This window comes from Pseudomonas sp. SDO52101_S400, assembly GCF_054071635.1.
Map to the genome: position 1 here is coordinate 1 of NZ_JBSVWF010000173.1, position 247 is coordinate 247.

Genomic DNA, 247 nt, shown 5'->3' on the forward strand with positions numbered 1-247 from the left:
TCGTCAAGATTAAATTCCGAAACCCCAATTGCGAAAGCAGTTGGGGTTTTGTTTTAGTAGAAGTTCCCGTTTTTGCTGGCACGTTACCGTGGTAACGGGCCGGTCACAGAATTTCTTGACGACCATAGAGCGTTGGAACCACCTGATCCCATCCCGAACTCAGAAGTGAAACGATGCATCGCCGATGGTAGTGTGGGGTTTCCCCATGTGAGAGTAGGTCATCGTCAAGATTAAATTCCGAAACCCC

General features: G+C 48.6%; 1 rRNA gene. It reads left to right on the forward strand.

Features of this window, described 5'->3' with window-relative positions:
- Positions 1-114: 114 nt before the first annotated feature.
- A 5S ribosomal RNA gene (rrf, locus tag ACW9HX_RS29215) occupies positions 115-230 on the forward strand.
- Positions 231-247 lie beyond the last annotated feature (17 nt).